This window comes from Streptomyces sp. NPDC050485 (genome assembly GCF_044458185.1).
Lineage (GTDB): Bacteria > Actinomycetota > Actinomycetes > Streptomycetales > Streptomycetaceae > Streptomyces.
Genome location: NZ_JBITHR010000008.1, coordinates 210,868 through 232,422, shown reverse-complemented (window position 1 = coordinate 232,422; position 21,555 = coordinate 210,868). Strand labels below are relative to the sequence as shown.

The 21,555-nt window shown below is 67.9% G+C and carries 16 protein-coding genes, 1 tRNA gene and 3 pseudogenes; 3 read left to right on the top strand and 17 right to left on the bottom strand.

Annotated features, from left to right (window positions below; translation table 11 throughout):
- Positions 1 to 5: 5 nt before the first annotated feature.
- Positions 6 to 135: pseudogene (locus ACIBK6_RS18860) on the top strand (IS5/IS1182 family transposase); the annotation flags it as partial.
- Between the two features lie 641 nt (positions 136 to 776).
- On the opposite strand, the gene ACIBK6_RS18855 reads toward ACIBK6_RS18860, so the two are convergent.
- From ACIBK6_RS18855 to ACIBK6_RS18830, 6 genes and pseudogenes are all read right to left on the bottom strand, one after another.
- Positions 777 to 1,184: a hypothetical protein gene (locus tag ACIBK6_RS18855; RefSeq protein ID WP_399052385.1), complete on the bottom strand. Its 408-nt coding sequence runs from the start codon at positions 1,182 to 1,184 to the stop codon at positions 777 to 779.
- A gap of 215 nt (positions 1,185 to 1,399) precedes the next feature.
- Complete coding sequence (locus ACIBK6_RS18850; RefSeq protein WP_399052384.1) at positions 1,400 to 1,684, bottom strand: hypothetical protein; 285 nt, start codon at positions 1,682 to 1,684, stop codon at positions 1,400 to 1,402.
- Between the two features lie 471 nt (positions 1,685 to 2,155).
- Positions 2,156 to 2,740: a hypothetical protein gene (locus tag ACIBK6_RS18845; RefSeq protein WP_399052383.1), complete on the bottom strand. Its 585-nt coding sequence runs from the start codon at positions 2,738 to 2,740 to the stop codon at positions 2,156 to 2,158.
- Between the two features lie 66 nt (positions 2,741 to 2,806).
- Complete coding sequence (locus tag ACIBK6_RS18840; RefSeq protein ID WP_399052382.1) at positions 2,807 to 3,883, bottom strand: NucA/NucB deoxyribonuclease domain-containing protein; 1,077 nt, start codon at positions 3,881 to 3,883, stop codon at positions 2,807 to 2,809.
- A gap of 408 nt (positions 3,884 to 4,291) precedes the next feature.
- Positions 4,292 to 4,368, bottom strand: a tRNA-Pro gene (locus ACIBK6_RS18835).
- Between the two features lie 533 nt (positions 4,369 to 4,901).
- Positions 4,902 to 5,266: pseudogene (locus ACIBK6_RS18830) on the bottom strand (hypothetical protein); the annotation flags it as partial.
- On the opposite strand from ACIBK6_RS18830, the pseudogene ACIBK6_RS18825 reads away from it, so the two are divergent.
- Positions 5,244 to 5,390, top strand: a pseudogene (locus ACIBK6_RS18825) (hypoxanthine oxidase); the annotation flags it as partial. The pseudogenes ACIBK6_RS18830 and ACIBK6_RS18825 overlap by 23 nt on opposite strands.
- A 34-nt stretch (positions 5,391 to 5,424) precedes the next feature.
- Here ACIBK6_RS18825 and ACIBK6_RS18820 read toward each other — a convergent pair.
- The 10 genes from ACIBK6_RS18820 to ACIBK6_RS18775 form a co-directional block, all read right to left on the bottom strand.
- Positions 5,425 to 5,934: a hypothetical protein gene (locus ACIBK6_RS18820; RefSeq protein ID WP_399052381.1), complete on the bottom strand. Its 510-nt coding sequence runs from the start codon at positions 5,932 to 5,934 to the stop codon at positions 5,425 to 5,427.
- Positions 5,935 to 6,296: 362 nt separating this feature from the next.
- Positions 6,297 to 7,277 (bottom strand): helix-turn-helix domain-containing protein, encoded by a 981-nt coding sequence (locus ACIBK6_RS18815; RefSeq protein ID WP_399052380.1) that lies wholly within the window; start codon positions 7,275 to 7,277, stop codon positions 6,297 to 6,299.
- A 974-nt stretch (positions 7,278 to 8,251) separates the two neighbouring features.
- Positions 8,252 to 9,220, bottom strand: coding sequence for a hypothetical protein (locus ACIBK6_RS18810; RefSeq protein WP_399052379.1), 969 nt, complete (start codon positions 9,218 to 9,220; stop codon positions 8,252 to 8,254).
- A 23-nt stretch (positions 9,221 to 9,243) separates the two neighbouring features.
- Positions 9,244 to 9,759, bottom strand: coding sequence for a hypothetical protein (locus tag ACIBK6_RS18805; protein ID WP_399052378.1), 516 nt, complete (start codon positions 9,757 to 9,759; stop codon positions 9,244 to 9,246).
- 151 nt (positions 9,760 to 9,910) lie between these two features.
- Positions 9,911 to 10,417: a hypothetical protein gene (locus tag ACIBK6_RS18800; RefSeq protein WP_399052377.1), complete on the bottom strand. Its 507-nt coding sequence runs from the start codon at positions 10,415 to 10,417 to the stop codon at positions 9,911 to 9,913.
- Between the two features lie 232 nt (positions 10,418 to 10,649).
- Positions 10,650 to 11,171, bottom strand: a complete 522-nt coding sequence (locus ACIBK6_RS18795; protein WP_399052376.1) for a hypothetical protein — start codon at positions 11,169 to 11,171, stop codon at positions 10,650 to 10,652.
- A gap of 77 nt (positions 11,172 to 11,248) precedes the next feature.
- Positions 11,249 to 15,601 (bottom strand): hypothetical protein, encoded by a 4,353-nt coding sequence (locus ACIBK6_RS18790; protein WP_399052375.1) that lies wholly within the window; start codon positions 15,599 to 15,601, stop codon positions 11,249 to 11,251.
- Between the two features lie 483 nt (positions 15,602 to 16,084).
- The gene (locus ACIBK6_RS18785) at positions 16,085 to 16,258 is read right to left on the bottom strand and encodes a hypothetical protein (RefSeq protein ID WP_399052374.1); all 174 of its coding nucleotides are present in this window, start codon (positions 16,256 to 16,258) and stop codon (positions 16,085 to 16,087) included.
- Positions 16,259 to 16,300: 42 nt separating this feature from the next.
- The gene (locus ACIBK6_RS18780) at positions 16,301 to 16,771 is read right to left on the bottom strand and encodes a hypothetical protein (protein ID WP_399052373.1); all 471 of its coding nucleotides are present in this window, start codon (positions 16,769 to 16,771) and stop codon (positions 16,301 to 16,303) included.
- Between the two features lie 285 nt (positions 16,772 to 17,056).
- Entirely contained in the window at positions 17,057 to 18,205 is a 1,149-nt protein-coding gene (locus ACIBK6_RS18775; RefSeq protein ID WP_399052372.1) for a NucA/NucB deoxyribonuclease domain-containing protein, read from the bottom strand.
- A 513-nt stretch (positions 18,206 to 18,718) separates the two neighbouring features.
- On the opposite strand from ACIBK6_RS18775, the gene ACIBK6_RS18770 reads away from it, so the two are divergent.
- Positions 18,719 to 19,186, top strand: a complete 468-nt coding sequence (locus tag ACIBK6_RS18770) for a DnaB-like helicase N-terminal domain-containing protein (RefSeq protein WP_399052371.1) — start codon at positions 18,719 to 18,721, stop codon at positions 19,184 to 19,186.
- A 216-nt stretch (positions 19,187 to 19,402) separates the two neighbouring features.
- Here the strand turns inward: ACIBK6_RS18770 and ACIBK6_RS18765 are convergent, their stop codons facing one another.
- Positions 19,403 to 21,553 (bottom strand): hypothetical protein, encoded by a 2,151-nt coding sequence (locus tag ACIBK6_RS18765; protein ID WP_399052370.1) that lies wholly within the window; start codon positions 21,551 to 21,553, stop codon positions 19,403 to 19,405.
- Between the last annotated feature and the right edge of the window lie 2 nt (positions 21,554 to 21,555).

Sequence of the window (21,555 nt, the reverse complement as noted above, 5' to 3'; positions counted from 1 at the left end):
CTCTACACGAAGTCGAGCGCACGATCCAATGCCCTCAAGGATTTCCGGGCCGTGGCCACCCGTTTTGACAAGCGGGCGTACGTTTTCCACGGCACCGTCACCGTTGTTGCGGCGCGCCTGTGGATCCGCTCGTGACCGCTGGTCGGTCGTCGGTGGATGTCGATGCCGACGGAGTTGTGGGCGGTGACGGGTGCGTACTGGTCGTTGCCGTCGAGGGTGGCGTCGTAGCCGCCGGTGAGCAGCTTCACTGCGGGGGCCGGGCGCGGGGGCAGCGGGGAGTTCTTGCACTCGGCGTAGCCGTTGGTGTCCGTGGTGGCGTCACACAGGAACGCCTTCTCGCCTGCCACGGTGAACTTGACGAACAGGCCCGCGACCGGCGTGCCGTCGACCTCGGTGAACTTCGCCTTCAGCCCGTTGGTCTGGCGTGCCAGTCCGTCAAAGGATCCGTAGTAGGCGGTCGCGTTGAGACGCTCGGGAGCACCGTGGTGCCCGTGGTGGTCCAGCGCGGACGCGCCGGTGGCGGTGACGGCACTGCTGAGGGCGAGCACCGCAGCGGTGACCGAAGCGCCACGAGCGAGGGGACGAAGCGCGTCATACCTCTTTCGGTAAGTCCTGCATCCGACGTACCGATCAACGTGTGCACGCGAAGCGGAGGTACGGGCTCCAAGCTCGTTGAGCCGAAAGAATGAGGCGTGGCTGAGACGACCGGGCCGCCGCGCGACCCTGTCGCACCACCGTCATGCGACCCACCGGACAGGCTCTAGGACACGCCACCATCAACGCTCCCTTCGGACTCGTTTTCCGAGGAGGTTCACACGCGCCTGGAGCTCGACGTCGTCATCCACCTCTTGGTCGTACTTGTCCGTGATCCACTTCGGGAGCCGACCGCGCCTACCCACATCCAGGCCCTGAGCCTTGGGCCAGGCGCGCACACGTGCGTTCTTGTGGAGCGGCCACATCGCGAGAACATCCTGCTGCTGTCGATGCCGCCGCTCGACCGCCCGCCACACCGTTGCGGCCTCCAACGCCGCAGCCACCCCCGCCTGATGACGCAGGTGCCCTTCATGGGCGCAGAACTCTGGGAGGGTGACAGGCGACGTGTCACCCTCCCGATAGAGCCCATTCGAGATCGTGCATACCCGCACCGCCGCAGGGTCCGGCTCGGTGAACGGCAGGTGCTGCATACGGGCGGGTCGGCCGGCAGGGCTGTTGCAAAGTCGGCGACGCGGTCGCCTCGGTCCCTTGGGAGCGCATGGTTCGAACGTGGCGTCTGTGCTGGTCATGGTCGCGACGCTCATCATGCACCGATGGACCGTCATATGCACTCGCCTGAGGCCAGAGGCTCAACGCCCTGACCAGCTGCGATGCGCCAGCCACCGGACTTTGCAATAACCCTGGCTTAATCCAGGGCGCTGTTGTTGCAGCCCATGCTCGAACCCAGGTGGGTGCTCTGAGCACCCGGGTTGCCCTCGCCGTTGAGCGCGTTGCCCAGCACGCCGTTGAGGATGCCGACCTGGCCGAGGACGTCGACGTTCAGGTCGTGCGACTTGCAGTTGCTGCTCTGACCGATGCCGAAGCGGTCGCCGCCCTTGTCCCCGTCGTGCGCCTGGGCCGTGCCGGCGGCCAGCATTCCGAGGCTGCCGAGGGCAGCGACCAGGACGGCCGCCTTGCGAAGCGTGTTCATGTGATCTCCAATGGAGTGAAGTGGATGCGATCCGTGGCAGATCGATTCCTTACAGTCACAAAAATTAATATCAAATACTCCCAAACCGCCCGATGACGCGCCGAGAGCCGTGATCTTGTTGTGGAAGCACCCTGAAGTCGTAACGCGTACGAGCGGGCCCTTCGGCGTCACCCAGCGCCCGCACCTGCGGTCGCACCCCGGCAACTGCCCGGCGGGCCAGCCGCTCCTGCACCGCAATGACCGGCCAGGTCGAGGAGTCACGAACTGCTGCAACCTTCAATGATCCGCACCCAGCCGCCAGGCCATCGGCTGCATCGACTTCCGCCGCCAGCAGCAGGCCCCGCAGATACAAGACGCCCTTGGCCCGCTGATCCGAACGCGCCATCGGCGCGAACACCTCTACCGACGCTGTCCCAAAAAAGGGGAGCCTTGCGTCGTTGTGGGTGAGGGGGGTGCGGGAACGGTGGGGCTTCATTCCCTGTGTGCGGGGTGGTCAGGGCCATAGCCGACCTTTTTTTCGTCGTACCAGGCGGGCCGCCTTCCCGTGGGTGGCTCCTCGTCGGGCGCCGTGAGGGTGGCTGCGTACTGGCTCGTGGACTTGTGGAGGACGGGATTCTCCGGCGGGGCCGGCCAGAGTTGGATGAGGTAGGTCTCTGTGGGGTCGTTGTCGTCGCGTACGTCACCGTCGTCGCGGCCTCGGCCGTGGACGAGGAGTCGGTAGGTGCCGGGGCCGGGGAGGTCCAGGACCAGGTGGGCGTCGTCGTCGCCGATGTGCAGGCTGGTCGTGGGCCAGGCGATGCTGATTTCGGCGGCGTCCTGCCAGTCGTCCAGGTGGAGGGGCGGGGGTGCGTCCCACAGTTCGGCGGTGACGTGGATGTCACCTGATTCCTGTTCGGTGGCGATGCCGACGAAGCCGCTGTCAGTGTGGGCGGCGACAAGGCCGTTGCCCGTGAACTCGACGTATTCGTAGCCCATGACCTGCGGGTCGAGGATGTCGAGGGTGTTGGAGTCGAGGGCGACGGCGGTGTTTTCGACGCGGTTGATGAGGGTGGCCATGGGGGCTCCTACGTCGGGAGGGGGACAGCATGTTCGCTGCCCCCCTGGAGTTTTGCGCGGGTGATGCTACGGGCACTGGACGTTGGGCTGCATCGCCTGGGCGGGGGTGCCGGCCGGGATGTTCGTGACGTTGACCCAGAACGGGTCGTTCTCCAGGATGCGGTTGGCGTTGTACCAGCCCTTGCGGGCGCGGCCTTCACCGGTGTTCTGCGTGGCCGGGACCATGTGGCAGGAGAAGTCCTTCGGGTTCACCGAGGCGCCCTGGTGGGTGGACGCGAAGGGATACTCGTCGCAGGACTTACCCGCCGGCCGGGGAATGGAGCTGGGGCAGGCGGTACTCCGGTTCTTGTTGATGAGGGCCTTGTCGAAGGTCCGGGTCAGCGCCGGACCGTGCCCCTTCCAGCCCCAGTGGTTCTTCAGGTTGTGCTGGGCCCAGTCGATGTGCCAGGCGACCTGGTTATACGGTCCGGTGACGGACACGTCGTAGGTGGGGGTGACCTGGGGGTAGACGCAGCCGCCGTCGGCTACGGGGGACATGCGGGGGGTGTTGTCGCAGCGGACGCCCAGTTTCGGTCCGAGGTCGACGCTGACCGGCGTGTAAGGGGCGGCTTCGTAGTTCAGGTGCGGGGCTTGTGCGTCGGTGACGGTGGCCGTGCCGGGTGAGTCGAGGACGAGGTGCCAGGTGCGGGTGATGCGGGGGAAGGTGATCTGAGTGGTGCTGCCGGCGGTGGTGCAGGCGCCGCAGGTTTCGGTCACGGTGGCTTCGCCCAGGAAGGCGGCGAGCACGCTGGAGGAGGCGAGGCGCAGGGTGACGTCGTCGGTGTAGCGGTGGCGGTTGCGGGGGTCGAGCTGGACGTGGGAGGTCCAGCCGAATTCGGCGCTGCCCTGGTATTGGTGTTCGGGCTCGAGGTAAAAGTTGACGATGAGTGTGCCGGACGCGCAGGAGCTGGTGCGGTCCATGGTGATGTGGCCGGTGGTGCAGGTGACGGCCTGGCTGGTGGTGACCTGAGTGGTGGTCAGGGGCGCGATCTGGGCGGTGGCCTGGTGGTGGGGTCTGGGTGTTGCTGACGCAGCCCCGGCGAACGCCGTACTGACCGCGAGGAGTGCGGCCAGGAGGATTCCCCCGCGTTTGAAGTTTTTCACCGAGCATGATCCTTTCGTCGTTTTTGGCATGACCATGCTTCGGGCGTGCGGACCGGAGCGTCAACGACGCATTTGTGTGCGGTGTGTGCGGAAACGCTTGTCAGTCAGGGCAGTTGGTCGTGCCGGTGCCTGTGCGCGGGATGTGGGGCGTTGCGGCTGATGGTGGTCGTGGGATCGTTGCCCGAAACGCTGCTTCCGCGGGGCCTCCGCCTGGCGGCTACATGACTGTCATGCGCCGGGCATGCGGTCACGAAGATGTGAATTGATCGTCCAGTACGGCACCCCATGGTCCGCCCAGGCGCGTGCGCCTTTCGCGGATGGCGACCACGCTGCGACCATCACGCCCCGGAAACATGGAAGGCCGTCCTCTCATTTCTGCGAGAACGGCCTCCGACCTGCGCGAAACGCTGGTCGGGACGACAGGATTTGAACCTGCGACCCCTTGACCCCCAGTCAAGTGCGCTACCAAGCTGCGCCACGTCCCGGTGCCCCTCTGAACTGGGGTTTCCCCGGCCATTCATGCATGAAAGCCATACCGGGGTGAAACCGACGCTTCGTTGAGGCTCTGGGCGGGCCCGGGGACACACTCGGGAACGGCCCGAAGGTCATCGACCGGCTGCACCAGGTAGCCGAACTCCCCGAAATCCAGGGCGCCTTGGCCGGGGCAGTGAGCAGCCGATGTCCCAGAGACGCCCCATGGACCCGGATCCGGCCGATCCCAGCGGACAGCCGAGGCGTTGATGCGCGTGGTGGAGGCGTCGCCGGAACTCGTCGGCGGCAACGTGTCAGTGGTACCGAACAAGCGCGGGTCCGGTGCCCGCGTCTTCATAGAGGTACTACGCCTGGAGGCACGCGGCACGATCCCGACACCGAGGACCAGGAAGTGGCGGTCGAGCGCGCCAATTCCTGGGCTCGCTGCCTGCCGCGCAGCGGTAGCACGCTGCGGTCATGCCTCGTTCGCGCTGCTCGTGGCGGCGTCACAGGCAGCCCCGCCGCAGCCACGCCCATATACCTTGGCTCAGCGGGCCGGGAGCGGGCCCAGCCAGGTTTCCACCCGCTCCCGCAGCAACTGGTACTCCTCCCAGCGCCGCGGCAATCGGCCCGCAGGCCGCTCCACGATCCGCCCCACCCCGATGACCTGTCCGTCGTGGAACTGCTCGCGCGTGAGATCCAGTTCAGCACCCCCGGCCAGGTGGTTCCACCAGTGGAACCCGTGCTGTTCGCCATCCGGACCGCGCACGTCGCCGACCATGAGATCACCACCGAAGATGTCATTGACGACCAGGGCGGTGATGTCGCAATGCCCCCAGGCCGGGTTGCAGGCCGCCAGTCGGCCCGCTCCAAGTCGTCGGGGGAACAGGTGTCTGCGGCGGCCTTCCGGCGCTACCGCCTCCCGCAGTACGCCGACATACCGCGTACCGAGGTCCACTTCATGGAGACGACCGACGCGATCGGTCCGCTCGGAGCCAAGTCGATGAGCGAAAGCCCCTTCAACCCGGTGGGCCCGCCTTCGTGGCCAACTATCGCTGAAGAAGCGACGGTTACCAGCAGCTCGTGAAGTTGATCGAGCGGTTGTTGTTCTTGGCCGAGGTCAGGTTCGCCCCGCTGCCGTGGAAGATCGTCTCGCTGGCGCCCTTGTAACCGGCGGAGTAGTAGACGGTGCCGCAGTATGCCTGGTACCAGTTGAATACGGAGGCCGCGTTGTTGGCTATCGGCTGGAGCGCTCCGTCGCCGGTACCGGGGCAGAACTTGAGCGGCTGCAGCGGCGGCGCACCCATGTCGATGTACTTCAGGTCGTACACCGGGTGACCGACGTTGACCCATGCACCCTGGTTGCCGGAGTGGTAGTAGAACCGGAACCGGAACTGGTCGGTGTGCTCAGCGCACTTCTCTGGTGCCTGCATCGTGTCGCCGCCGTTGGAATCGACGGCGAGGGTCGGGTCTCCCTCCGCGTGGGCGGGGGTGGCGAACGACAGAGCGGCTACGGCTGTGAAGGCGGCCGCGGCCGCGGCGCCCAGACGGCTACGACGCACGGGTGTGGTGGTGAACATGGGTAGCTCTCCTCGGGAAAACGATCTCGCAGGCAACTGCTGGGCGAGGGGGCGACGACGGGGCCCCAGACCCGCAAAACAGTCGCCGCGACCTCCTGATCACTCCGGTTTCGCGGCGACACGATGGACAGTAGGCGCCCAGGGGGACACGGAGGGACGGCGAACGTCCCAGAGTCGTCCTGAGATCCTCCGGGACACCCGACGGGATCAGCAGTGGGCGTCCCACCCGGTCCCCGGCGAAGTCGCCCATCGGCGCGGCCAGTTCCGTACAGAAGAGTTGAGGGCCGGATACTCCCCGCCGGGCTGCCATGCCCGGCGAGGGGCGGCGCCCGGATTCCGTCACCGGGCGACGCGTTCGCGGTCTACGGCTGAACGTTGTCGCTCGGCGAGCACTCCATTTGCTTCTGGCTCGGTATCGCCCCGCAGATCGTCACGGAGTCGGCCGGCGCGTCGACGGTGACGGCGAGCATACGGGTATAGGTGTCCCGGTCCGTCCGGATGGTGGCCTCCTGTTCCAGGCCGGTGCGGTCCCTGATCTTGACGACGTCCCCGACGGCACCGTTCTCGATCCGCCCCCACACCGCATGGCAGGCGGGGCTGTAACGCAGTTCGATGTGCATGCCGCGCAGCCAGGTGTCGTGTGCGGTGCTCGCATCCCACTGGCAGTCCATGGCCTGCGGATCGCGCCGCAGACAGGTGTCTCCGGAACAGCGCGCATCGACCTTCCCAGCCACGGACACCGGCATCCCCTGGCCGGTTCCGGCACCGGACGCCTGGGCGCCGGGAGTGCTGCCGGATTCACCGTGCGAGCCGGCCCCGGTGCCCATGACCAGGACGGTGGCGACCGCACCCATGACCGCACCGGACGCGATGCAGCCCACGGCTGCCAGCCTGCGCCGCCAGGACGGGCGGCCGGCGAGCCGACGCCGGGCGAGCATCGGATGGGCCCGCTCCCGTACGCGGCGCGCGGCCACGTGGGGCTCCGCGGCCGGGGGCACCGGTTCCAGTGCCATCGACGTCTCGGCGGCGGGCTCCGGCGTCCCGGGTTCTGGTGCATACCCCACTTCGGCGCCCGGTTCCTGGGCCGGCAGTTGCGTCTGTCCCACCGGTGCCAGCAGGGCAAGAAGCGGGTGCGGGTCCGCTCCGGCGGCGGCCGCGAACTGCTCGACGGCGACCTTGGAAGGAAGTTGCTTCCCGTTCAGGAACCGCTCCCAGGAGGAGCGGCTGTAGTGGGTCCTGTCGGCCAACTGTCCGTAGCTGAACCCGGACGCCTGCTTGATGCGGCGCATTTCCACGAAGAGCTGTTCCTGCGTGCCCGCAGGTGCATCGGTCTGGTCAGACACGTGCTTCCCCCGTCATCATTCGCGGCGGACGGCAACTCCCCTTGGGCCGTCGCGCGGACCACAGAGTAACCGGACCTTTGAACCGTTTCCGGGCGCCGGCAGCGCCTGGTCAGCAGTGGTCCGGACAGAGGCACTTCGAGCGCACCGGCGAAGTCCCGTTCCACCGCTGTCCGCATCGGAATTCAGCACGACGTCCGGTTGGGGCGGATATGTCACGCACCGTTTCTCGCGAGCCACTTCAGCGATTTCCGTCTGCCGTGCAGTCTTGTTCCACCAGTGAAAGCGATAGGTGGCCACCGCACCGTTCGTACGGAGTTCCTCTCGGCGGTATGTCCCAAATGGCTGGCGTCAGACGGCTGTTCCGGCCGGAGATATTCGCCAGGTCTACCTTTTGCGGGGCGCGGCGGGGGCGCGGCGCCGACGCTCGCGAGGGGGCTGAAGGGGGGTGCGTCGCCGGCAACACTGACGTGGGACGGGAGCCGACAGCGGGCGGCGTCGACTCGGGAGGCGTTCGTTCCGGCACTTCACGACCTTGGGAAGCATCCCAGGGACGTCCCGGGCAGTCCCGCGCGGCGCCCCCGGTACCGGGCAACCCCACCGTGTCGCCGCGAGGGGCAGATCCGCCCCGAATACCCGGAATTGCTGCCGGCCGCCATGGAAGTTCGCCTTCCCGGTAACTCCCGGAGTTCTCTCTCACGAAGGCAGATGAGGCGACCCGCTTCGTCGGTTGCGCACAGGGAAATGAGCGTCCATCTCCCGTCTGGAAAGCCCGATGTCCGGCTGCCCGCCGTAGCGGACTTCCGGCCCTTCGGCCGCCTGGCGTCAGATGCGAATGGCCCACTATTCCTTGTGTCCGACGCAGCAGTTGGTCCAAGGAATACGCGTCCGAGAGTGCTCAGGCGCGCCTTCGCACCGGCGGCAACGCGACGCGGTGTGTGGATCACCACACTCCCGCGCCGCGCGCGTGTCCGTCGTCAGGTGCCGGCCAGCGCCTGGTCGGCCTTCCTGATCACGGTGTCGAGGGCCTCGCGGTCGGCGGCGAGGGGACCGGCGTTGGCCGCGATCTCCCGCTCCTGGATCCGGGCTTCGGCGTCGTGCCACACCTCGGCGACCCGGTGAGTGGTGCGGCACTCGATGTCGGAGAGAGCGGTCTCGATCTCCTGCTTGCCCACGCCCTGCGGCCCGGGCCGGAACCGCGGGTCGTCGTTCGCGTCCATCGGGGCGGCGTAGTCGAAGCCCTTCGCCTTCATACAGCTCGACCACTGCGCGAAGACCGCCTTGACCTTCGGGTCCTGCATCGAGCTCGGGTAGGAGTCGTGGCTGAGGCGCTCGACCAGCGGGGAGACGCCGTGGGTGGTGCTGCCCAGGGTGCGGCGCGCTTGGCCCAGGCAGCCGCCGTCCGGCACCTTCCTGCCCGCGACCATCCCCTGCTTGGCCTCGGGGCCGGCCTTGGCGAGGACCTCGGGCGGCAGCTCGGTGCCGGCCAGCACGACATCGCTGTTCACCGGCCGGGCCGGGCGGCCCTGCTGGGCCCGCATGGCCTTGTCGTACCGGGCCTGCTGAGCGGCGTCGGTCTGGTAGCCGCGCTTGCCGGAAAGCACCGGATCGTGGATTCCGTACCGCCAGTCCATGACGTTCTTCGGGCCGACCGGGGGCAGTTCGGGGTCGGGTTGCCAGTCGACGCCGAATCCCGCCGCGCATCGCTGCACCAGCAGGTTCTCGGCCCGCACCATGGCGTGCTCTTGGTCCGGGGTGGGCTGGTAGCGCAGCAGGGGCAGGGTCCAGGTCGACGGGTCGCTGTCTGTTCGCACGGCGGCGGGCGAGGCCATCGCCGACGGGCCGGCGGTGGGGCGGGCCCGGTCGTGGGCGCAGCCCGCTGTGGTGAGTACGGCCAGGATCAGTACCGCTGCCGCACGGCGGGGCCCGCGGTGGCTCTGTCGCATGAGTGTGTCCTCGACGTCCCGGTCTACCAGCAGGTGGAGAAGTTGACGGAACGGTTGTTGTTCTTGGTGGCGGAGAGGTCGGCCCCGGAGTTGTGCCAGATCGTCTCCTTGGCACCCTTGTACCCGGCGCTGTAGTAGACCGAGCCGCAGTAGCCGTCGTACCAGTTGTGCACCGAGGCCGAGTTGTTCGCGACTGCCTGGCCCGCGCCGTCTCCCTGGTCGCAGAAGGACAGGGGGTGGTTGCCGCCGCCGCTGCCGCCCATGGCGATGGACTTGAGGTCGTAGATGGGGTGGCCGACGTTGACCCACGCACCGGCTTCGCCCGAGTGGTAGAAGAACCGGAACCGGAAGTTGTCCGTGTGGTCGGCACACTTGTCCATCGACATGAGGGTGTCTTCGCCGTTGGAGTCGTACACCGTGGTCGGGTTCCCCTCGGCCGAGGCGGTACCGGCCGGCGCGAGGGACACCGCGGCGAGGGCGCCGGCGAGGGCCGCCGCACGGACCAGGGCCCGGCTCCGGGACACGGAGTGAGTGGTCATGTCTGAGAACTCCTTGAAAGAACTTGAAAGAACTTGGAAGGGCTTGGAAGGGCTTGGGAAAAAGAGAGCTCCGTCGCCCGGGCTGTCCTGCGAAAGGGCTGCGCCGGACCGGAGCGCGGTGTCCACCCACCGCGCTCCGGTCCTGGGCCGACTACCAGCAGCCGTAGAAGTTGATCGAGCGGTTGTTGTTCTTGGTGGAGGTCAGATTGATGCCGGAGTGGCTTGAGACGACCTCTTTGGCGCCCTTGTACCCGGCGCTGTAGAACACCTGGGCGCAGTAGCCGTCGTACCAGTTGTGCGCCGATGCCGCGTTGTTGGCGACTACCTGGCCCGCGCCGTCACCGTTGTCGCAGTAGTGCAGGGTCTGGTTGCCGCCGACGCCGATGTAGATGGACTTGAGGTCGTAGATGGGGTGGCCGACGTTGATCCACGCACCGGCTTCGCCGGCGTGGTAGTAGAACCGGAAGCGGAACTGGTCTGAGTGGTCGGCGCACGCCTCCATCGACTCCGTGGTGTCCGCACCGTTGGAGTTGAGTTCGTAGGTGGGGTTGCCCTCGGCCGCCGCGGTACCGGCCACCGGGAGCGACATCGCGACGAGGGTTCCGGCGAGCGCCGCCGCGTGGACGAGAGCACGGCGCTTGGACACAGTGGCAGTCATGACAGGCATCTCCTTGTGAACATGGGGAACGCGGCTCGCATCGGACCGGGCCCGAAGCGCACCGTGTCGGGCCCGGCAGAAGCGGGCGCCGGCCGCGCCGACCATCATCCGGGAGAAGCGTGCGGCCCGGCCGTCCCAACTGTCCCGGAAAGGTCCCGAGCAGTCCCGGTGGAGCGCCGGGACGGCAGTGATCCGCTGGTCGGCGGACGCCCGATGGGTGCGCCTGAGTGGGTCAGCTGCCCCTTCGCGGGGCGAACAGCGTCAGGGAGCAGATCAGGAAGGCGAGGGCCAGGCACGTCCAGCCGGCCAGATGCGCCAGGATGCCGGCCGCTCCTGCGGCGGAGAAGCCCAGTCCGAAGGCCGCGACCAGGCACAGCGGAAGGGAAACGGTCACCGCTCCGCGTTTTCTGTCCTTCGCGAGGGACCAGGTGCCCCAGAGGCTGAGCAGACCGAGGAGGCCGAAGACGGGGACCAGGACGATCGCGAAGACGAATCCGTAGTAGAGGGAGCCCACGATCAGACAGCCGAACAGGGATGTCGAGACGCACCCGGTGAGCGCCGCATGACGCAGGCGGTTGTGCCGGGACAGGATCCGGCTCCCCAGCCAGCCGGAGAGTACGGCCGGAAAGAGGCCGGTTGTCGAGGCGAGGACCACCTGGCCGGCGGGCAGGCCGGACGGCAGCGTCACAGCAAGGGGAAACAGCAGGGGCACAAGCGCCGGCAGCAGTTCCGCCTGGGTGAATCGTCGCGTCATGGCCTGCATTGTCCTTCGTGGGGGTGGGCGAAAGCCCCGGCAGGGCCCGCGACCGCGGGCCCTGCCGGGGCCGGGTATCAGCCGGCGTGGCTCCCGTCGTCGCAGAACATGGGGATGCCGGGGGTACCACCGGGAAGGCCGGAAGGCATCGCCTTGAGGCTCCAGGGGTTTCCGCCGTTGCCCTTGATCTCGGTGCCGCAGGATCCGTAACCGGTGTGGTGGTCGTCGCCGAGCGGCACGTTGGAGAACGACGCGAAGTCGCCGCGTTGCACGGGCCCACTGGTCGGCTGCCCCGTCTGGTCGACCATGTGGCCGTCCAGGTAGAGATACAGGTTGGGCATGTAGCTCTGGTACACGAGCCCCGTCGCCGGGTTGTCGTCGATGTTCGCCGCGGCCGTGGACTTGACGGTTCCACCCGCGCAGAAGGCCATGCTGACGTTCTGCCAGATCGGGGGCGCCATGTTGAACAGTGAGCCCTCCGGGTTGCCACCGCCGTCGAGCGACGGCTTGCGGAAGAACAGGCTGTAGATGTCGCCGGCCGTGTCCGCGACCTCGGCCGGGATCGACCGCTGGTCGGCCAGGCTCTTCAGCTTGTTCACCCAGGCGCTGATGTTGGCGTCGGTGCTGGGCGCTTCGTCCAGCGGGCGGTAACCGATGCTGCCGCCACTGACGTACTTGGTCGTCACGCACGTGCCGCTGGAGTCGATGCCCGTCGGCTGCTGTCCCGAACGGTAGGCCTGTCCGGGCGTGATGCCGGTCACCAGCGGGTTCGCCACATGAGTCGTCTGACCGGTGACGTTGCCGTCCTTGGCGTCGAACGACAGGTCGGGCAAGGTGACGCCGAGCGAGCCGTAGTCCTTGACCGTCGCCTGGATGAAGTTGCGGGCGAACGGGGCGATCTCGGTGTTGCCGGTGCGGCCCGAGTCCACCATTTCCTCCGTGCCAGGAATGATCTTGCCGTCCGGGCCGACGACGTACGACGTGTCGATGTGCGTCTTGATCTTGTAGGAGCGGTCGTCGTCGAAGGTGTGCTCGTTGATCATGTTCGGCGGCGCGGGAATGGCGAATCCGAGCCAGTCGGCCTCGGAGGGGTGACTGTTCGGGTCGGTCCCGGCCGTGTCGACATCGGCCTGCCAGGACTTCACCGCGGCGGAGACGTTGTCGCCGAGGCAGAGGTCGTTCTGCTCACCGCTCTTGCAGACCTGGAAGTTGGACAGGCCGACCAGCCTTCCGTGGTTGTCGAAGTCCGGACCGCCGGCCGTGCGCGAGTGCGCCCAGTCGTAGATGGTCTGACGCGTCCGCATGGGCGTCTTCATCAGCCAGGGGGTGTTGGTGTCCAGGTTCTGGTTGCTCTCGAAGATGGCCGCCGCGTCGAAGGTGTGGTGCTCGTACGTCCCGTTCACCGGCACGAACGCGAGCGCGTCGTACGCCACGTCCAGGTCGCCGGAGGTGGCGTCGCCGGTGACGTTGCTGAGGGAGACCTTGGCGTTGGAACCCAGCTGGAAGTAACCGACGGTCACCCAGTCGCTGTTGGCCCTGGACTGGTCGACGACCCGCTCGTGGACCTTGCCGTCCTTGGTCGTGACCTCGTAGTGGGCGCTCTTCGTGGTGTGCGAGGGATACGGGACGAACGCCTGGACCTTGTAGACGTGATCGCCGAGGTTGGGCGTCCAAGTTCCGCTGGTCGTCAGGTAGTTGTCCCAGTTGTTGGGCTGACGCGCGTGGGAGAACCAGTAGTGGCCGCCGAAGCCCCCGCCGATCTGGTGGAGGTCCTCCTTGGCCTCGTACCGGCCCTCGTCGTCCTTGCGGAACTCCCAGGCGAAGGAGCCGTTGCTGGACCAGCCGCGGGACCCGCAACGGTTCTGTGGCGCGCCGTCGGGTTCGTCGTCGACGATGACGGTGCCGCTGGGCAGTGCACCCGAGTCGCAGGGGCCGAGCTTCGGATGGGCGTCACCGGGCTCGCCGCGTACCGTCTTGTAGGTGAGGTACTCGTTGCCGCACTCCCCGACCGGCCCGTTGGGGGTCGTCGGCTTGCTGCCGCAGTTCTTCCACGTGGCGTCGTGGTTGAACCAGTGCTGGTTGTAGCAGGCGACGGTGTGGCAGACCGGCGGGTTGAGCGGGTCGCACCCGTTGGTGGTGTCACAGAACGTCGTGATCGGCGGCTTGATCGCGTACGTGCGCTCCGAGACGTTGGTCCACCAGGCCGCGGAGAACCCGTGCGTGTTGCCCTTGTTCATGTTGCCGTTGTCGTCGTACGAGTGCCCGGTGTCGATGGGGAAGGCGCCCCAGCCCATCACCTTCTCCTCGTAGGACCAGTTCTGCGGGTGCGCGGCGTCCGCGTAGTGGTTGTTGTCGAGGAACGCCCCGCGGTCCATCGGGTACTTGGGGTTGGAGGGGTTGTTGGCCCAGCCGAGCCCCCAGGCCGACGGGTTGTCCGGGTTGCTGCCCCGCACGTTGAGGCCCGCGTTGTAGTCCCAGACGGCGGCGAACCAGTTCTCCGGACGGGTCGGGTCGTCGTCGTTCAGCTTGATCTGCGTCCCGGCGGTGTGCAGTTCGTTCCACTTGTCCTGGAGGATCCGCGCCGAGTACGCGATGCCGGTGGCGTAGTCCAGGGCCACGGCGCGCTGCTGGTCCGGGGGCAGGAGCACCTCGTGCTCCTTGGGGTGCCCGGCGATGCGCATGCCGTCGGTGGCCTGGCCGATGCCGTAGCCGCAGTCGGCCTTGTCCCAGTTGATCTTCCAGATGCGCTTCGGGTCGTACCCCGTCGTGCCGGCGTAGATGTTGGTGCCGTAGAAGTTGCCGATCAGCGGGTTGCCGTACTCGCCGGGCTCGGCGTGCGAGCTCGCCTGCCAGAGGTTGGACTCCTGGGTCAGGATGCCCAGCATGACCTGCGCCGGGATCCGGCCGCCGTTGACCAGGGGGTGCGGTGGGAACATGCCCTGCGGCGACCAGGCGGGCAGGCCCGAGTTGTGCCAGTTCGCGGGCCGGTTGATGTGGTCGGGGGTCAGCAGGCCCCGGATGGCCATGTCGGCCGCCCATTCCACCTGGGCGGGAGTGGGCTGGTAGACCTGCGTGTTCACGTCATTGCGCGGCACCGAGCAGTAGCGGTCGTCGTCCACCGGGTTGCTGGAGGGGTCACCCGAGGCCGCAGCTTTGGCCCCGGTCGCCGCGAGCGCCTTCTTGACGGTGCTCCGGCCGCCCGCGATGAACGGGAGCAACGGCGAGGGCTTCGCACCGGTGTCGGCCTGGTCCGGGGTCTGCTGGGTGGCGACCGTGAAGGCCAGCTGCTTCTTGGTGCCGGTGGCCGTCGCCTTGATCTCGACGGACTCGGCCACCTGGGTCCTGGCCCGCTGCAACGGCGAGGCCACCTCGTCCGCGAGGTGCTGGGGGACGGCCTGGACGACGGCCAGCTTGCCGTCCGTCGACAGCTCCGCCGCGGCGGGCGCCTCGGTGACGCGGCGCATCGTCGGGGGCAGGTCGTGCTCGGCCGTGGACCGGCCGGTCACGAAGACCTTGCCCGCGGCGCCCTGGGCCAGACCGACCTGCCCGAGGCTGCCGACGGCCAGCGTCTTGACCGTACGGCCCTGAAGGTGCTGGACGTCGACCTTGCCGTCCTTGGCGGGCTCCAGGAAGGCGACGTTGCCGTCGGCGTCCGGGTGCAGTCGCGTCGCGGTGCCGTGCGTGGTGGCCACCACGTCCGCCTTGCCTGCCGGGCCGACCTTTATCAGGTGCGGGCCGGCGGCGGCTATGACGTCCTTGCCGACCGGGACCGCGGATGTCGCCTGGCCGTCGACCGTCCCCGTGGAGACGATCTTTCCGGTCGCGGCGTCGACAGTCTGGAGCTGGGTCTGCTCGCTCGTGCCGTCGGTGCTCGCCTGCGTGACCACGGCCGTCTCACCCGCACCGCAGCCGGGGTCGAAATAGGCCAGGCTCGCGTTCAGCGGCAGCTTGGTCACCTTCCCCGACTGCAGGTCCACGACCGCCGTGAAGGCACCGCGGTCGAAGAGGTCGTTGCGGTTGGTGAACGCCCGCGGCGCGTAGACCACCACGGCCCGCTTGCCCGAACCGGTCACACAGGCATTGCCGATCCACTGATCGGTTTCGAGACCTGGCTCGGACAGCGTCGCCACGGTCCGCCAGGTGTAGCCCGCATTGGCGTCCGCGACCAGCAGATGGAATCCGGTGGCGTCACCGGCCGTCGTCCATGCACGGTCGGCCGACTTCTTCCAGTCCTTGCCGAGGGCATCGCCCCGCTGCTCGGGCACCACCGTATTGGGCGCGGTCGCACCGGGCGCCGGGGGCTGGGTCCCGGCGGCATCCGCCTGCCCGGCCCAGGCCACGCTGCCCTGCAACAGCCCGGCGACCATGGCCAGGGCTGCCGATGCGAGCACGGGCACCCGCGCTCTGCGGGTGGCTCTGCGAGGTCTCAAGGAGATCTCCGATTTCATAGGTTCACGCGCCGATGCGGCGTGAAGGTGAGTCACGAGGTCGTGAGGGGGACGCAAGGGCGCGCTGCCGTGACGGTCCGTCCGAGGTTGGCGCCGGGCACGGGGCTGACCGTGCACCTCGGGTGCACGACGTCGTCAGGACCCCAGCGGCCGGCCGCCAAGGCGCCGCGTTTCCCAAGAGGTACTTGCGCTGGGGACCTTGACGCCGGCGTTGTGGCGCATCGGCGTGGTTCCTCTCGGGATCGACGGTCACCGCACGCTAACCCTGTGATCAGCGCGATCGGGCGTTCCGAGCGTCCCTTCAGCATCCCTGGGACCGCCGGGACGGCCGAGGACAACCGGTATGCGTCCGCACGGAGTTGGCGACGTAAGTCGAGGGGACGGGTTCGACGCCGGCGACCGGGGGCGCGCAACGGCTCGTGCCCACCGAGGTGGGCAAGGAGGTGTGGTTCCGGTGCCCGTGTGCTAGGTCGGCAGGGCGAGCGCGGCGTGGACTGCGGCGTCGCCGGCAAGTGCGCTGTGTCCGGGACAGGAGCGCACTGGCGGCACGGCCAACTCCACGTCGTTCGGGCGCCGGTGCTCGCGTACGGCGTGCACGTCATAGCGGGTGAAGTCGCCGGCGCCGTCGTGACCCGTCACGCGCAGAAGCCCCACCGGAGCAACCGGCGGGGCTTCGTCATCTCACTTCAGCCGGGTCGCCGGCTGCCTGTCAGCGATCCATGCTTGGATCAGATGCTCCTCGCCGGCACTGGTCACCCGTCGGGACACGCGCAGCCGCCACCAGGTGTCCACCCCGCCGGGGCACTCCAGCTCGTCGAAGGTCGCGCAGTCATCGCCCTCCCCCCGCGAGGAGATCAACATGTGGTCCGGGTTCGCCGGAATCGGATCCGTGCGGGGGCTGGCCAGCAGCGACACCTCCCAAGCGTCATCCCAGCCCTCCAGATCGACCAGAGGAGCGCCGGCGAGCCGCTGCAACACCAAGTGCACCGTGCTCCACTGAGTGTGCGTCCGTATCTCCACTACCCGCGCATCCGGCACCAGGTAGGGGGCCCAGTCATCCGCCGCCCCCAACACGTCCTCGTCGTACGGGCTTCCCCACACGATGTACGCAGGAGCCTCCACCGTCAGGTCGTAGCTCTCCTCGGACACCACAGGTACTCCTACTCCCTCCCTGACAGGGGCACGAGCGTCTCGGTGGGTTCGTGCCTGCTAGGGCCTGTCCGGCGGATCTGGTCGCCCGCGAGGCGCCTCGGCCTTTCGGCGCTGGTGAGCGGGGGCCTGGTGCGTCCAGCTGCAAGGCGGAGGAGGGCGGCGAGGCGATGGGGGTCCCCCCTGTTCGAGCGCAGTCGAGAACTTGGGGGAGTCGGCAACCGACGACAACGCCGCAGATGGGCGTGCCAGGCCCCCGCGTCCCAGACAAGATCCGCCGGACAGGCCCTAGGCCAGGACGTTCACATAGAACGGGTCGCCGGGCAGGATGCGGCTCTGACTGTAGAAGGCCCGCAAGAAACCGCCCTGCTGCCTCTGCTCCTGGACGGACACCCAGGCGATCCCCCGGTTGGGCGGTGCGAAGAACGTGCCGCCCTCCGCGGTGGACGCGAACGGGTACTCGTCGCACGACAGGCCCGGGCTCGGCGGCTTCAGCCCGGCGCACACCGCCTTGTAGTTGTTGGCCCGCTGGGCATCCGTGGTGCGGTGCAGCGGCTTGCCGGAGAACGGCCTGCCGATGTGCACCCCGTTCTTCTGCACTGTTTGGATGTTCTGCCTGATCCCCTTCAGGCCGTACATGCCGGAGGGGACGAACACGGGGCTGGCGTCGTACGCCGCCTGGAACGGCAGGACGCAGCCGGGCACTTTAGTGTGTTGTTTCTGGGTCTTCTTGTCCCAGAACACGTCGTCGCACCGCCACTCCGGCCCGCTGGACGACGCGATGGTCAGCGGGAAGCCGACGGCGTCGGCAAAGTACACGTACTTCGTCGAGTCCCAGACCTCCTGCATCTTGTGGACCTGCGAGGAGTAGTCGATGGCCCCGGTCTCCTGCGAGGTCCCGGACAGCGTGAACGCACCGGCGAGCTGGCCGGTCCTGTGCAAGGTGGTGTTCGGCTTGGCGAAGGCCAGCAGGGACATCGTGATCGGTGTCTTCCGCGCCTCGCCGGACAGATCGGCCTTGGAGACGGTGACCTGTTCGCTCCACGTCAGCGACGTGGTGCTCATCATCGTGAGGTGGGAAATGGTGACCTTCGCCGTACCGACGATCTCCGGGACGCGGTTCACCCACCTGATCAGGTTGATCGTGTCCTGCTCGTCCTGACAGTGCGAGGTGCGGAGCGTCTCGTTGGTCCATTCGAGCCACCACCACGGGTCGCCGCAGCCGGTGGGGTCCGTGTCGGCCGAGAGCGCGTTGGCCTTCGTCGCCCCCTTCGGCATGGCGCCGTGCCATTTCGGCGTGATCTTGCGTACGTGGACGGACAGTTCGGACTTCCCCGGCTGCGCGGCGTGCGCGGAAGCGCCCCCCGCACTGCCCCATATCAACGCGAGCGCCGCAACACCTGCGGCAGCGGCGCGCGCAAACGTGTGTCGTAACACGGTATGCGTTCCCCCTTCTGGCGCGATTCCCCCGAGCACCCCCTGTGTCCGGGTGCCGCGCCAGCACCTCAACTCTAGCTGTGTACACGTCAGTTGGCATGGCTTACCCCAATGTCATTGGCGTGAACGGGTTTCCGATCTTGCGGGCGGTCCGGCCTTTGCAGCTCACGAGCTTGATCAGCCGAAAGAATTGACGGCATCGCCCTCATGGACGTCCTGATCGAATTTCGATGCCTTGCGAAACCGGACGATCCGGGAGCGCAGACGTCGTCGCAGACGTTGGCAGTGACGGCCGCAAGCGCGTTCGACTGAGGGAGGTCCCGGGGAATGGATTGACGGCTTCTCCGGCACACTCGCGGCACGTTCAGTACATGAGCGGTTTCGAGGACCAAGTGCCCGGCGGTCGCACGTGGGTGTAGCTCCTGGAGCTACACCCCGCACGAGGAATGGCTGCAGACACGCGACGCCCTCCCCGCCGATGCCCGGCCGGATCACTGCGGTACGGAGGTGACCGTGCCCCCGACACCCGAGAACTTCGACGTCGACGTCATCGCACCGCGTCACCTGGCCGGCGGCGACGAGGAAGCGGTCGACGAGGAGCGGCTACTGCTCGCGACCGCGACCGCGTACCCCAACGGCATCGAGCAGATGCGGTGGCTGACCCCCGGCGACTTCACGCACCCGCTCTACGCCGGGCTGTGGCGGTGCCTGAACACCCTGCCCCGGCGCGGCACGCCCCTCGACCCCGTGACCGTCCCCGCGGCCTCCTGGACACCGGGGCTGATCCACGAGAGCTGCTGGACCTCCTCGCCGGACCGGTCGGCTCCCCGGAGCACTGGGACGAGCGCGTCCCGCAGCGCTCCTTCCTCACCCACGCCCGCCAACCGGCCCGGTCGCACCAAGTCCGCGAGGACCGCGGGCGTGCCCCGGGCCGCGCCGCCGCGGACCACGGCTCCGCCCACCGCGCGCAGTTCCCGCTGATCCCACCCGCTGGCGGCTGGCCCCCTGCGACTCGACGGCGGCAGAAGAGAGCCACCCTTCGTGCCAACACCCTCCATCACTGCGCACGTCCGCCTCGACATCCACCCCACCCGCTCCAGTGCCGTGACCGCCATCCTGGCCGGTGCCCAGGCCCACGTCGCACACGTGGCTCTGGAGGCCGATGGCTGGACCGCAGTAGCCGAGAACACCCTCGTGCTAGTCGATCAGGAAAATCCCATTTCCCGTGACGGTCATGCCGTCCTTGCCATTGCGGCCGTCGTTGACGCAGGTGAACGCGGTGGCGGTGTTGTTCAGCAGGTCTGTCCGGTTGCTGACCTTGGTCAGGCATGTGCCCAGCGCCAGCTGGCCGAAGGAGTTCGGGTGGACGGCTTCCTGGATGTCTCCCTGGGGCGACCCGTTGAGGGCCGGGTGGTCGGGGAGGTAGGGGACCCAGCGGACCCACTCCGCGGCCTGGGAGGTGAGGGGATTCCTCGAAGAGTTGGCCCGGGTGGCCTGAGCGGAGGCTTTGTTGCACAGTTCATGACCGGCGAACGCGTCGCTGATGTCGAGGAATTTGGCCCGCACCGAATTCGCGGCCGCCTTGATCTCGCGGCTCATACCGCCCACGAGGGTCTGCCGGGCCCAGTCCGTGTCCACGTCGTAGAACGGGCAGCCGCCGTTGCTGTACCTCGTGAAGCGTGACTCGTTGTACCGGTAGGCGGTGCTCGGGGGCAGCGGAGCCGGGTAGGACTGCGCCACCAGGCGGTAGTCGTCGGCCCGGTAGCCGGCTTGTGCCATCGTGGTCTGGATGGCCGCCAGGGCCCGGGCCACCTTGTTTCCGACGTCGTCGAGTCTGCTGTTGATGTCAGCCCAGGCGTCGGCGTTCTTGCAGTAGGCGTAGAACGGCCACTTCATGAACCGTTCTGCGCAGTCCGTGATGATGTCCTTGAACCCCAGGTCGTTGCCGCCGATCGACACGACGATCATCTTGACCTGGTACCTCTTCGCGAGGTCCGCGAGCTGGTCGGTCTGTGCGTCCTCGCCTTTGGCGGTGTAGGGGCGGGTGATCTCGTTCGTGGTGGCACCGGAACAGGCGATGTTGAAGCGCCGCCATGAGGGGACGCCGGGATAGGCGGCGGTGGTGATCGGGGCGACGTCGGAGCGGTCGCACGTGTTGCCGCCGGGGGCGTAGGAGGTGGGGCCGTAGACCATGTCGAGGTCGTGGTCGCAGATCTCCTCGTCCCTGGAGCAGTTGGCAGCCGCGCGGTCTGTTCCCCATACCGAGCCCTGCACCAGGGTCTTGGCGTTGCCCGCCCACCGCCCGGCTTCGCCGGAGACATAGCTGTCGCCCATCGCCACGATGGCGGGATTTCGCGAGGGCACGCACGTTTCCTCCTTGCCCGCCCGCAGGATGCCGTCGATGGGGTCGCAGCGGAACTCGTGCCCGTCCGGGGCGGCGCTGGACCAGAAGCCGACGGGGTAGTGGTCGGAGGCATCGACGTACGTCAGACGGAATCCGGTGTACTGGCCGTCGGTCAGCCCTTTGGCAATCATGTAGTCGAGCTCGCTCCTGGGGGTTGTCACCGAATGGGTGAACTGCCCCGAGCGGACGATCTTGGCTTCCGGCTCGTCGGAGAGAAGCTGTCCGAGCGAGTCGGGCGTGCGGTTGAAGTCGCCCATGGCGGCCCAGTGATCCCCCGCATCCGCTGAAATCTTGCGTACCAGATTGGGGGCGTCGTTCCGCTGGTTGCTACCTGTTCTGACCTGCGCGTGGAGGGAGTAGAACCAGGTCCCGTCCATGAGCCTGATGCCGAGGGCGGGCTTTGCGGCAACGTCCACCCGGCCGCCGGGCACAAGCGGCTGAGGCGGGATGACCTGGACGGCTCGCACGGAATCGTCCGGCTGATTGACGACGATGGCGAGGGCGCGGTTGTTGCGTGTGGGCGTCCTGACCTTGTAGATGACGCAGGGGCGCCAGCTCTGCTGGCCCGGCACGGGCGGTCGGCAGTTCACCCAGCGATAGCGCCGGACGGTGAGGTCGTCCTGCTCCGGCTTGGAGATCTCACGTCCCGGGTTGTTCGGATCGGGGATCTTCGGGTTCTTCACCCGAACCCCGTCCTCCAGCACCGCGTCAGGAGGAATGCCGTCCGGGACCTCCTGGAGGGCGAGGATCTCCACCTGCTTGGCGGCGATATAGACGCCCTGCTGCCAGCGGTCCGAGGCGCCTTGCATATTGAACGTACCGGCCCGGTGGAGCTCCACCTGGGCCCGGGCCACGTTTGGGAACCACACAGCCTGGGCCAGGCTTGCCACCATGGTGAGGACGAGCACGGCGACGGGCACCCTACGGAAGACGGCCACTGCCATGC

Excerpts from the sequence above, each read along its gene's own strand:
- ACIBK6_RS18855 (WP_399052385.1), bottom strand. The coding sequence starts at position 1,184 with ATGCAGCACCTGCCGTTCACCGAGCCGGACCCTGCGGCGGTGCGGGTA.
- ACIBK6_RS18850 (WP_399052384.1), bottom strand. The coding sequence starts at position 1,684 with ATGAACACGCTTCGCAAGGCGGCCGTCCTGGTCGCTGCCCTCGGCAGC.
- ACIBK6_RS18845 (WP_399052383.1), bottom strand. The coding sequence starts at position 2,740 with ATGGCCACCCTCATCAACCGCGTCGAAAACACCGCCGTCGCCCTCGAC.
- ACIBK6_RS18820 (WP_399052381.1), bottom strand. The coding sequence starts at position 5,934 with ATGTTCACCACCACACCCGTGCGTCGTAGCCGTCTGGGCGCCGCGGCC.
- ACIBK6_RS18810 (WP_399052379.1), bottom strand. The coding sequence starts at position 9,220 with ATGCGACAGAGCCACCGCGGGCCCCGCCGTGCGGCAGCGGTACTGATC.
- ACIBK6_RS18805 (WP_399052378.1), bottom strand. The coding sequence starts at position 9,759 with ATGACCACTCACTCCGTGTCCCGGAGCCGGGCCCTGGTCCGTGCGGCG.
- ACIBK6_RS18800 (WP_399052377.1), bottom strand. The coding sequence starts at position 10,417 with ATGACTGCCACTGTGTCCAAGCGCCGTGCTCTCGTCCACGCGGCGGCG.
- ACIBK6_RS18795 (WP_399052376.1), bottom strand. The coding sequence starts at position 11,171 with ATGACGCGACGATTCACCCAGGCGGAACTGCTGCCGGCGCTTGTGCCC.
- ACIBK6_RS18765 (WP_399052370.1), bottom strand. The coding sequence starts at position 21,553 with ATGGCAGTGGCCGTCTTCCGTAGGGTGCCCGTCGCCGTGCTCGTCCTC.